The organism is Halomonas sp. GXIMD04776 (assembly GCF_049808615.1).
GTDB lineage: Bacteria > Pseudomonadota > Gammaproteobacteria > Pseudomonadales > Halomonadaceae > Modicisalibacter.
Genome location: NZ_JBNCAN010000042.1, coordinates 1 through 11,464 on the forward strand (window position 1 = coordinate 1; position 11,464 = coordinate 11,464).

The following is an 11,464-nucleotide window of genomic DNA, read 5'->3' on the forward strand; positions in this document are numbered from 1 at the left end:
GTGGGCATGGTACATTTTGTCATGGCGGCTGATGCGGTTGATTCTGGTGTAGGAGCTTGAATTATAACCGATTTTCAGCCGCTTTTTTCATGCCCGATGCAATATCCGGGCTAGGGCTTTGAATGTAGAGTTTCGGGACGTGGATAAGATCAAGCGTGAAGCAATTGAAGAGCTGACCGGGCGCATAGATGGGCACTGTGCGATAGTTTTTGAGTTGTTGAATAAGAATATGAATCGTTGGAGTTAGCAAGGTATGGTGAAAGTTGCCAGGATCTATATGCGAGCAAGCAGTAAATTTCAGAGTCTTGAGCGCCAGGAGAGGCTGATTGCAGATGCAAGAGAAGCTGGGTATTACATTGCTGCTGTGTATCGTGAGAAGGCGTCGGGAGCTATAGTTGATCGTCCAGAGCTCATGCGCATGATTTCTGACCTGCAGCCTGGGGAGCTCGTGGTTGCTGAAAGAATAGACCGTATTAGCCGGTTGCCACTGCCTCAGGCCCAAGCTCTTATAGATACTATCCACGAAAAAGGCGCCAAGCTGTCCATTCCTGGTATTTTCGACTTCTCAGATTTAGTGGAGGAGTCGGAAGGAATAACAAGGATAGTCCTTGAGTCAGTACAGGAAATGCTATTGAAACTTGCTCTGCAAATGGCCAGAGATGATTATGAGGAACGCCGTAGACGGCAACAGGAGGGCATTGAACTGGCGAAAGAAAAGGGGCTCTTTACAGGACGGCGTCCAGACAAAACTCTTCATGAGCGTATCATGGCTTTGCGTTCAGCCAACTTTTCTATTGCAGAGACGGCTCGTATTGCTGGCTGTAGTGAAGCTTCGGTTAAGCGTGTTTGGGCTGCGCGTATAGATAAGAAAAAGCAATAGTCTGAATCACCTCGGGCCTTCTAAACGAGAATGCGCAATTCAGTCGCGCTATGGTTAGAAACGATGGTCATGGAGGGGCTGGGTGTGGCCATGCTTGAAAGCGAACCGACCCTAATCAACTGATCTTCAAGTTTTAAGGCTAGTCGATAGGGCGGCCAAGCTTCTCATCGTAGTCGCCCCAGGGCGGACTTATCAGTCGATTTTCCATGCTTGCTTCAAACGTCCCACGGTATGCTCCCATTTTGGCGTTGTAGGCTTACACACCGTGTTCTGATTGCCGAACAGGCCGACTTCACTGAATGCCTGTGAGGCAGGGAATGAGGCTAACCAGCGCACCGGCACCAGGTATTCAGCCGCATCCTCATCGTTTTCGATGGCTTGGTGGATATGGGGGTACTCAGTTGCGGTAGCGACCTCTGGGAGCAGCCTCTTGCCGTGCTCAGTCTGTACCGAGAAGTGGTCGGCGCGGCAGCGCTCGCCAGTCACCACGGCCACACCCACATAACCAGTCTTGGGTATGTTGACCCAAACCCTATCCCCTTCGGATAGCATCGCAAGTGTTTTCGAGTACCAGGCTGCACCTCCTCCAGCGATGAAGCCATACCGGCGTGCCAGACCCCAGGGGCGACTATCCCCAAAGGAGGCGTAGAACTCGCCGTTCCAAGGCTCCTTGTGGGCTTTGCTGACGGCCGGCTGAGCTGGCTCGTCCGGATCAATCATCCAGGCCCGGCTTAGGTAGTGATTGCCCTGGTCCTCGAAAGCCGCAAAGAACATGGCGTTGATCGAGAGCTGAGCATGGTCGTTGAGATAATTGATAATACGCTCGCTGCTGGCATCAAGCCGGGTCGCCACTACCACCATCTGATGGCTGTCATTAAGCGTCACATCTTCTAGCGAGAGACCAAACTTGGCCTGGAAGGCCTCCTCGAGCGTGGCATGTGGGCGACTGTTTTTTTCAGCAAAGGCTTGATAGATATCGATCAACTGGTAGTCGGCCAGGGTGACAACCCAGGAGGCATAGTCGATGGCCTGAGCGACCACGTCGCGGGGCGTCTTGTCGCGCTTAAGTTCGATGATGATTACTGTGCCATTGGCATCGAGTGCGAGCAGGTCGATTAGCTTGTCAAAGCCGGTACGAACTTGGCGGCCGATCAGTAGCCAATCTCGGTTAAGGATCGAGACATCCTGCATGATCTGCTCTTCCAGTTGGCCCTCGTCGGCGAGCCCCGTGGGCCGCAGCTTCTGCGGCAGCTCACCCGTAGTACCTGCCAGCTTCCAGATTCCTTGCTCGATGGCCATCCAGGTGTCTCCTTGCGTTTAGTTGAGAAAAGCGTTGCCTCGCCCAGGGTGGTGCTCTACCATGGTTGTCAACACGGCCCCCGCCTCTTGGCTCTCACGAGCTTACGCGGGGGTTCTTATTTGTGTTCTCGCCGCCTCACTCGGTCCACCAGCGCTCCCAGCCCGGTGGAGCCCCCATATCCTCCAGCGATAGCCTCCGCCTGGAATGCAGCACCGGGAAACGTTCCAGATGTGCCTGCAGGCGTCGATGCCACCCCGTATTGGGGCAGACCACCAGGGTCATGTGCCGCACGATACTCAATAGCAGGAAGGGGCGGGCGAGGCGCTTTGCGTCTCTGAACTCATCGCACCACGGTATCTCACCCTGCTTGGGCAGCCTGGGCTGGTCGATGACGTTGCGATTCCAGAGTCGGCTATGATGAGCGCAGACGTTGCGCAGGTAGTTCAGCGACCTAAGCCAGGTCTGAAAGACCTCCCAGTCTTGCACGCCGTATTTACGTGCTATGTGGCTCTGGTCCGGCACCTTCATCATGGCAAACAGATGTGAGAGGGTGCCGAAGTCCCAGGTCTCGACAGCGACCCAGATCGGCAGTCGCGGCCCGTGCTTCTGGCGATAGTGCTTGACGAAGTCTTCTTTAGAGCGATCTTCTAGCCGTTTGGCATGCCCCTGCCAGCTTACAAAAGCTTCTATACGTTTCTCGCCGACAGGCTTTCGTGCAAAAGACTTGTGGAAAGTGCCTCGGTGAAGATGCGCGAAGGCATCCTGCTCACCCAGCCGGTAGGCGATATCCACGCGCAACGCGATCTCGATGCGCTCCAGGGCATCGGTCAGGCGCAGCCGAAGCTCCTTGTCGAAGAGGTATAGCCGCACCGCATCGACGAACTGGGTGTCGGGAACGAACTGATCCGTTGCCTGGGTGATTGGCCGGTCATGTCGGTCATGACCGACCGTCTCGAAGACCCGAAAGGGATACCAGTAGGCGCTTAGTCGGTAGTAGCCGACGCGCTCCAGATACTCCAGGGCGGCGGCCTCATCGCCGACCTGCATCCCGCGCTCGGTGAGCAGGGCTAACTGCTCTTGAAACGACTTCCAGGGGCGATCGTAGGCCATCAGCTCACCGTCTGGTTTACTACCGCTTCGGCCAGTTGGGCTCGGGTCTCGGCGGTCTCGCCCAAGCGTACTTTGAGGCGGTCGCAGAGGGCCATTAGTTCGTCGACTTTTTCCACAGTAGCTGTCTGAGTCTTTATATCAGGCAATGGAACTGGTATGGATTCCACAGTTTTCTTGCTTATTTTTGGCATAGTTCCAGAGGTGCCAGTCATACGATCCCACATAAAGATTCTTGATTGCGGGGAAGATAAGCAATAAGAGATGAATTTTGGGTTGGCTTCTTTTTTGGTTCTGATTTTCATCATCAAATCTGGATAGATGAACCCTGGTTGATTGCTTTCTATCATAATATTGCAGCCGACATGGCGCGCTGCATTTCCACGCTGTATTAGAATGTCTCCCTTTTTAAGCCATAAGTGAGATGATTCTGGCTCGTCAATATCAATGTCTTTGCTTTCTGAGAGCTTCAAGGTTCCCTTGGTCGTAGCGCCCAATTTAAGAACCTTGATGCCAGTATGGAAGCTGCTTTCCTTTGGTGATAGCCCATTTCTCGGGCCAAAGGAAAGTATGTTTTTTAGCGGTCGCTTTTCCACATGGAAATCAATAAGCTTGCCGCTGGCAGCTAGATCTAGAACAACCAGTTTAAGCTTATCGATACTAGCTTCGGTAGTGAAGAGGGTATCGAAATGTTCAGCCACGCGAGCCCAGTTCTCGGCCACCTCGGCGGCATCGGCGGAGCGGGTCAGGGCATCAAGCAGGGTGTCGACCAGTACCTCATGGGCTTTCAGCTGGTCGCCGACCTGCTGCTCAAGGCGGTCGCAGAGGGCCATAAGCTCGTCGACTTTTTCGACGATTTTGCACTGTTCCGCAAATGGAGGGAGAGCAATCAAAGCATTATTGAGAACACTCTTCGTCACATGCTTTAGTCCGACCCCGCCCTGTGCACTCTGGACAAAGTGCGACATCTGGCCATTGACAGCCAGTTTCATAAAGAGTGGGTCGAGATGGTCGCCAAAGAAAACGCACTTGTTAATGTGCTGGTTTAGAGCTGCTGGACCTCTCTCCCAGATAAAAGCCCCAAAAGAAGTTCCGGGCGTTCCTGACCAGCTTATGAGGAAATCACCGTTGTCGATTCTGTGGTTTTCATTTATCTCACCATTGAAGTAATTGGTGGGGGCATGAGGGTCGTTGAGGTTTTGAATTCTGACAATAGGGAGCCCAGAAGTTGACCATTCAGAGGATTTGAAAGCCTTGCCGTTGTACATTTCCATGGTCTCGCCCAAACGAACCCACGACCACCCTTCGGGAAGAAAGAATGGCTTATCTTCCTCATCAATTGGTTTCAAGCCTTTTGACTTCTTGATCTTCCCTTCCTTAACAAGCCGGGTCTTTTCTTCGGCGATACGGTCCAGTAGCTCGCTAGCGGGCTCGTCGCTAGGGTCCTGCTCCGCCAACTTGCCACGCACGGCCAGCTCCAGGATCAGCTCGCGCAGCTTCTTGATGCCAGTGAGCTCGATTTTCCCGTTCTTACCCGATGCACTATGCCCCGAGCCGCTCTTGTGCGTCACGGCGCTGGTCCAGAGATCGAGGTGGTTGGTGATCAGCTCCTGAGCGCTCATGCCGACTCCTCCGCTTGCTGGGGCGCAGGCTGATCCTGAGACGTATGACTGAGCGCGTCGCCGAGTACGGTCTTCAACTGGTCACGTAGCTCCTGGATCTCGGCCTGCTGGCGAGCGTATTGCTCGAGAAGCTCGTCCGGATCGTGGCTGATTTCCTCGTCCTGCCAGGGGTTCTTGATGTCCAGGTTGTAGTTTCGCGCCTTGATCTCCTCGATGCCGATCTTCCAGGCCTGCTTGGTTTCCTGGCGGCTGGCGAAGCCGTCGGCCTCGTCGCCCCACCAGTCGATCTCGGTGGCAAACTCCTCGACGCGCATAGGCTTGGTCTTGCTGTAGTTCTTGTAGCCCTCGGGGTAGGGGTGCTCGTAGTACCACACCTGTTCGGTCGGCTGGCCCTTGGTGAAGAACAGGAGGTTGGTCTTGATGCCGGTGTAGGGGTTGAACACGCCGTTGGGCAGGCGAACGATGGTGTGCAGGTTGCATTCGCTGAGCAGTTTTTCCTTGAGGCGCGTCTTCATGCCCTCGCCGAACAGGAAACCGTCTGGCAGCACCACGGCGGCGCGGCCATCCTGCTTCAGCAGGCGAATGAACAGCGCCATGAACAGGTCGGCGGTCTCACGAGTGCGGAATTCCGCCGGGAAATTGTTCTCGATGCCGTCTTCCTCGGTGCCGCCGAACGGCGGGTTGGCGACGATCACATCGACCCGCTCCTTCGGGCCCCAGTCCCGGTAGGGACGGTTCAGGGTGTTGTCGTGACGAATCTGGCAAGGCACCTCGATGCCATGCAGGATCATGTTGGTGGTGGCCAGCAGGTGCGGCAGCGGTTTCTTCTCCCAGCCGTAGATGCTGTGTTGCAGCGTCTGCTCGTCGGCGGGCGTCTGTACATAATGTTTACGCTTGTGCTCGATGGCGCAGGTGAGAAAGCCGCCGGTGCCGCAGGCCGGGTCCATCACGCTCTCGGCAAGCTTGGGATCGACGCGGTTGACCATGAACTCGGTCACGGCGCGGGGAGTGTAGAACTCACCGGCATTACCGGCGCTTTGCAGGTCCTTGAGGATCTGCTCGTACATGTCGCCGAAGGCATGACGCTGCTGAGATGCGTTGAAGTCGATGCCTTCCTGAATGCGGTTGATCACCTGGCGCAGCAGATGGCCGGACTTCATGTAGTTGTAGGCATCCTCGAACACGCTGCGGATGACCGCGGCGCGGGCGTCACCGCCGGCATCCAGCTGTTGCAGCCCGGGAAAGAGGGTGTTGTCGATGAAGCTTTTCAGGCCCTCGCCAGTCAGCCCCTCCGAGTTGGCGGCCCAGCTTCTCCAGCGCAATTGCTCGGGGATGGGGCTCACGTAGTCGTCGTAGAGCAGCTCCCATTCCCGCTCGCGGTCATCATAGATCTTCAGAAACAGCATCCAGACCAGCTGGCCGATGCGCTGGGCGTCGCCGTCGACGCCGACGTCCTTGCGCATGATGTCCTGAATGCTCTTGATGGTGGTGCTGATGCTCATGGGAATCTCGTCTCGATAACCGAAAGCGCGCCGGTGTGGCTGCCGGCGCGCAGAATGCGACGTATTGTACCTAGACCGTTCAGCCGGCTGTAGCGGCGTCGGCATAGAGCGTTGCCTCGAGGGCTCTCACGGCCTCCCGATAGCCGGCCTTGCCGCCGAAGGCGCCGGCCAGTTCCACGACGGTGCCGAGCCGGTCCAGCGGCGCCATTTGCAGCACCTTGGTGTCCTCGATGGTGGCCACGCCGCTGTCGGCGTACTTGTCGAGCAGGGCGTCCAGCACGGCGCGGGCCTGGCCTTCATAGCGAGTGAAATAGTCCGACTGGCGGGCCTTGGCCGCGCGTTGGCGACGGGTGAGTGCAGGCTGGCCGTAGACGATGTGTACGATGGCATCGAACGGGTCCGGTGTATCGCCGAGTGTCTTCTCGACCTCGCTGGTGAGGTCTTCCCAGAACACGCCTTGTTCGGCCAGCTCGTCCAACACGGCCTGCTTGCGGTCGCTGGCCTCCCAACGGCGCAGGAAGTCCTTCAGGGTGGCGTAGTGGGCGCGTACCGTCTTGCGGGTGTAGTCGGTCAGCTCTTCGGTGATCAGCTTGCCGTCCGGCCCCAGGTACTGCACGCGCCGGCCGATGACCGCCACGGTGACGTCATCGACGACGTATCGCTTGGGCGGCTCGCCGATGCCGCCGTCTTCGTCATCCACCCAGCCCCCTTCGGGGGGCAAGGCGGGATCGTTCGGTGACTCGTCGTCGGGGGATGCGCCGTCCTCGTCAGCGGGCGCGTTTCCATCGCCGCTGTCCTCGGCTTCATCATCGTCGTCCGGTAGTAGCGGGTCGCCTTCGCCAGGTACGTAGACCTTTTCTGGTTCGCCGTCGAAGGCTGGGTCGGCGAAAAGCTCCGTGGCCTTGCGGAAGTCCAGAATCGTGAACCAGAACTTATTGTGCTCTGCGTCAATCCGCGTGCCGCGTCCGATGATCTGCTTGAACTCGGTCATCGACTGGATGCGCTGGTCGAGCACGATCAGCTTGCAGGTCTTGGCGTCGACGCCGGTGGTCATCAGCTTGCTGGTGACGGCGATGACGGGGTAGGGCTCTTCGGGGTCGATGAAGTGGTCGAGCTCGGCCTTCCCCTCGAGCTCGTCGCCGGTGATGCGCATCACGTACTTGCGGTTCTTGGCCACGTGCTGAGGGTTGAGATTGACCAACGCCTGGCGCATCCGCTCGGCGTGGTCGATGTTCTCGCAGAAGACGATGGTCTTCTGCATCGGGTCGGTCTGGGTCAGGTAATCGGTGACGGTTCGAGCGACCAGCTCGGTGCGTTGCGTCAGGATCAGGTGACGGTCGAAGTCTCGCTGGTTGTAGATACGATCCTCGAGCACCTCGCCGTGGATGTCGGTCTGGCCGTCGCTGGGGCGCCACCCTTGCAGGTCGCGGTCCAGGTCGACCCGAATCACCTTGTAGGGCGCCAGGTAGCCGTCGTCGATGCCCTGCTTGAGCGAGTAGGTGTAGATGGGCTCGCCGAAGTAGTGGATGTTGGAAACCTCGGTGGTTTCCTTGGGCGTCGCGGTCAGCCCGATATGGGTGGCCCCGCTGAAGTAGTCCAGGATGGCGCGCCAGGCAGAGTCTTCGGCGGCGCTGCCACGGTGGCATTCGTCGATGACGACCAGGTCGAAGAAGTCCGGACTGAACTGCTTGTAGATGTTCTTTTCTTCCTCGCTACCGGTGACGGCCTGATACAGCGAGAGATAGATCTCGTGCGACTTCTCGACCTGGCGCTTGGAGATCTTGGTCATGGCCGCGCCGAAGGGCTTGAAGTCGCCGCTCTTGGTCTGATCGACGAGTACGTTGCGGTCCGCCAGAAACAGGATGCGCTGCTTGCGGCCGGCCTTCCACAGTCGCCAGATCAGCTGGAAAGCGGTGTAGGTCTTGCCGGTGCCGGTGGCCATCACCAGCAGCAGGCGATCCTGCCCTTTGGCGATGGCTTCGACCGTGCGATTGACCGCGACCATCTGGTAGTAGCGGGGCGTGCGGCCGCTGCCGTCATCGTAGAAAGGCTGCTCGACGACCGGGCGTGTCTCTTCACTCAGGCCTTTCCAGCGGCGGTAGCCGTGCCAGAGCGCATCGGGCCCGGGGAGCTGATCGAGTACCAGGTTGGTCTCGACCTGATCGAAGACCAGGCGGTGGGGGTCGCTGAACAGGAAGCCGCTGCCGTTGGAGCTAATGGCGAAGGGGACATCGAGCTTCTCCGCGTAGGCTTGTGCCTGCTGCATGCCATGGCCCAGGCTGTGGCTGCCGTCTTTGGCCTCGATGACGGCAATGGGCTGGTTCTTCTGAAAGCACAGCACATAGTCCGCCCGGCGGGGACGGGCTCTTGAGTGCATCCGACCACGCACCATGATGCGACCGTCACTGACGGGGTACTCTTCGCGTACCTGGGTGTGGATGTTCCAGCCCGCCTGCTCGATGGCGGGGGTGATGAATTTGGTGCAGATGTCCCGTTCGCTGAAAGCTTGCCTTGTCATAGCTGCTTCCCTGCTGCGTTTATAGGTTGCTTATCAGTTTTTTCGCTAGATTACTTGAAGCTGAGCAGAAACGCATGGGGGGCGAGGAAGGGGCCGGCAAGCCTCACGATTCTGAGAAGCAGCGCCTGGCTGGGATCATCAACCGGCTCAACGACCTCTATGGCGCCGAGATCAGCGACGATAACAAGCTGCTTTTCGGGAGGATTATCCAGCTTTCGGTTTAAAATATTTACTAGAAGCGGCCTGGAATGGCGATTCTGTGCTTGAAGATAAACCGTCGTGGTTTATTATTCACAATGAAAACGGAATTAAAGGCCGATTTTGGGTGTGAAAATAAACCAGCTGCTGCACAAGATCCCGTATGGCGCCGTCGTGAGGACCGCCTGGCTGGCGTCACACGGCGTCAGTTCGGATCAGGCGCGTAAGCTGGCCAGCAGTGGCTGGCTGCAACGCGTGGGGCACGGCGCCTACTGCCAAGTGGGGGAGCCTCTTACCTGGGAGAGCGCTGTGTTCGCCTTGCAGGCGAGCGACGACACTGGCTTACCACCATTTTGGCCGGGTGGCCAGACGGCCCTGGCACTGCATGGCTTTGCCCACTATCTGCCCATGGGGAAGCGCACAACGCACCTGTATGGCAAGGAGGCCGCTCGGCTGCCCCGGTGGTTGAATGATGCCGAGTGGGCAGGGCGGATGGTGCTCCACTCTGAAAAGGGCCTGCCAGTGCAGATTCCCGGTAGCTTCACGGACTACGCGCCGGATGGCAGGGCCTTCAGCTTGCAGGTATCGACCCCCGAGCGAGCGGTCCTGGAGTGGATCGCCGTGACGCCGAATGAGCTGCTGTTCAGCAGTGAGCTGGTGGACACCTTCAGCGGGCTTAACACGCTGCGCCCGCGCCGGCTTCAGGCATTGCTGGAGGAGTGTCGATCGGTGAGAACCAAGCGTGCCTTCCTGGTGCTGGCTCGCCACGCCGGGCATGCCTGGTACGGTCGCCTGGAACCTCGTCGACTGGACCTAGGCAAGGGCAAGCGGCAGCTTTGCAGTGGCGGCAAGCTGGACAGGGAATATCACGTGACGGTGCCGGAGGCGTTCCTGCATGCCGATTGAAGCTCGCTATCACGAACAGGTCAGGCTGCTGTTTTGCAGCAGATGACCAAAGTTGACATGACGAAAGAAATAATATGCTTGTCCATCGAGTTGGTGTAACAGCCGTATAATTAAACCTACGCATGTCATGGAGTTATGAAACTGGTGGCGTACGGTATAATATTAATTGTCGCGCATGCGTGTCCAGAAACTGGGGTATGGGGGTTAATAATTTTATATGGAGAAGATGTTAACAAGCATAGTTGTTACAATGAGTGATTTCTTGGATAAGTTATATTACGTATATTCGAGTTTGGATCCATGTTTCGTGGGGGATTCTATAGATGACAGCTTTACAGTGCTGGTGGGTTTTGTTGCCATTGGCATTCCGCTAAGTCTTCAGGTGATTTCGCGAGCCACAGAAAAGTTTAAATCGGAACATCTAATAAACTATCTTAGTAGTTGGAAATGGGTTAATCCAAAAAGAATATATTGGGCCTCTATTTTTTACTTTATAGCTGCTTTGATGTTTAAGTCTTTACTGCCTTCCAATGTTAAAGAGTGCGGCACGCTAGACATTCAGCTTTATGCGTGGGGTGTGATTGTTTTGTTTTTAGTTATCGTGACCGTGGTTGGGTTATGGTACGGGCACCTGTTCACCCAGGCCGGCAAGCGGCCTAAGGAAATATATGAAGCTCTTAAAAAATAGCACTGTCTCGTTCACCATTACGAGTTGCGAGCGATATTTAGACAAGCTCAAGGCAAGAATTGATATTGTGCGGGAAGGGCTTGTTTCCAATCCTTTGGATGTAGAACTTGAGACAACGATAAGTGAGTTAATGCTAGAAGTTAGGAAGTTAATTTTTGATGATAATTGGGTAAATCCTCTCCCAGTTAGCAACTGGTTAGTGATTGTAAATTTCATTCTCTCTTTTAATGAGGTGTCAGTATCGGCGCGAAAGAATAATAGGAGTCTCAACTTTTCTGCTCAGCGCTCTGTTTTTTTGATACTTGGTTATATATTCAATCACCCGCAGTATTCAAAGTTGTGTGATAGGTGGTCAGCTGAGAATGAATACAAATTTTTTGATGTGATACAAACAATGTATAGTGAGGCAGAACGTCAGAATTATGACCCCTGTATATTTGGCGACCTTTTTGCAGAGGGAGAGTGGGTTTCATATATATTTGGTTACATGACGTTCAAGCTACGTTATTCCCCCAATCAAGAGGGTGTGGCTTCGGCTTTAGACTTATGGGAAAGCTTTGTTTCTTATTCGGCAAGAAGTAACGCTAATCGCATACCAAAATTATTTAAAAACATTAAAGAGTCGGCGGTCTCAATGACCAAGCGCAACACGTGACCCATCAGGTACGGTGTTGCCATGAACCACTGCTATCGCCATCTTTCTGCTGAAGACCGGGCCGCCATCATGATGATGCGAGCCACGC

Annotated in this window: 10 protein-coding genes; 5 read left to right on the forward strand and 5 right to left on the reverse strand. The window is 55.8% G+C overall.

The features are described from left to right. The first annotated feature begins 253 nt into the window (after positions 1-253). Positions 254-880, forward strand: a complete 627-nt coding sequence (locus ACPF7Z_RS19020; RefSeq protein WP_425194817.1) for a recombinase family protein — start codon at positions 254-256, stop codon at positions 878-880. 192 nt (positions 881-1,072) lie between these two features. On the opposite strand, the gene ACPF7Z_RS19025 is transcribed toward ACPF7Z_RS19020, so the two are convergent. The 5 genes from ACPF7Z_RS19025 to hsdR all read right to left on the reverse strand — a co-directional run bounded on the left by ACPF7Z_RS19025 (position 1,073) and on the right by hsdR (position 8,929). Next, complete coding sequence (locus tag ACPF7Z_RS19025) at positions 1,073-2,179, reverse strand: hypothetical protein (RefSeq protein WP_425194818.1); 1,107 nt, start codon at positions 2,177-2,179, stop codon at positions 1,073-1,075. A gap of 136 nt (positions 2,180-2,315) precedes the next feature. After that, a complete protein-coding gene (locus ACPF7Z_RS19030; protein WP_425194819.1) occupies positions 2,316-3,290 on the reverse strand; it encodes an Abi family protein in 975 nt (324 codons plus the stop codon). Then, on the reverse strand, positions 3,290-4,909 hold the full coding sequence (locus ACPF7Z_RS19035) for a restriction endonuclease subunit S (RefSeq protein ID WP_425194820.1): 1,620 nt from the start codon (positions 4,907-4,909) through the stop codon (positions 3,290-3,292). Before ACPF7Z_RS19035 ends, ACPF7Z_RS19030 begins: the two co-directional genes overlap by 1 nt. Next, positions 4,906-6,411 (reverse strand): N-6 DNA methylase, encoded by a 1,506-nt coding sequence (locus ACPF7Z_RS19040; protein WP_425194821.1) that lies wholly within the window; start codon positions 6,409-6,411, stop codon positions 4,906-4,908. Before ACPF7Z_RS19040 ends, ACPF7Z_RS19035 begins: the two co-directional genes overlap by 4 nt. Before the next feature lie 79 nt (positions 6,412-6,490). After that, entirely contained in the window at positions 6,491-8,929 is a 2,439-nt protein-coding gene (hsdR, locus tag ACPF7Z_RS19045; RefSeq protein WP_425194822.1) for an EcoAI/FtnUII family type I restriction enzme subunit R, read from the reverse strand. A 74-nt stretch (positions 8,930-9,003) separates the two neighbouring features. Here hsdR and ACPF7Z_RS19050 point away from each other — a divergent pair, with 74 nt between their 5' ends. The 4 genes from ACPF7Z_RS19050 to ACPF7Z_RS19065 all read left to right on the forward strand — a co-directional run bounded on the left by ACPF7Z_RS19050 (position 9,004) and on the right by ACPF7Z_RS19065 (position 11,376). Beyond that, a complete protein-coding gene (locus ACPF7Z_RS19050) occupies positions 9,004-9,153 on the forward strand; it encodes a hypothetical protein (RefSeq protein ID WP_425194823.1) in 150 nt (49 codons plus the stop codon). Between the two features lie 103 nt (positions 9,154-9,256). Further along, entirely contained in the window at positions 9,257-10,033 is a 777-nt protein-coding gene (locus tag ACPF7Z_RS19055) for a type IV toxin-antitoxin system AbiEi family antitoxin domain-containing protein (protein ID WP_425194824.1), read from the forward strand. A gap of 307 nt (positions 10,034-10,340) precedes the next feature. Further along, the gene (locus ACPF7Z_RS19060) at positions 10,341-10,721 is read left to right on the forward strand and encodes a hypothetical protein (RefSeq protein WP_425194825.1); all 381 of its coding nucleotides are present in this window, start codon (positions 10,341-10,343) and stop codon (positions 10,719-10,721) included. After that, positions 10,702-11,376, forward strand: coding sequence for a hypothetical protein (locus ACPF7Z_RS19065; protein WP_425194826.1), 675 nt, complete (start codon positions 10,702-10,704; stop codon positions 11,374-11,376). The genes ACPF7Z_RS19060 and ACPF7Z_RS19065 overlap by 20 nt, the downstream gene beginning before the upstream one ends. The last annotated feature ends 88 nt before the right edge of the window (positions 11,377-11,464 follow it).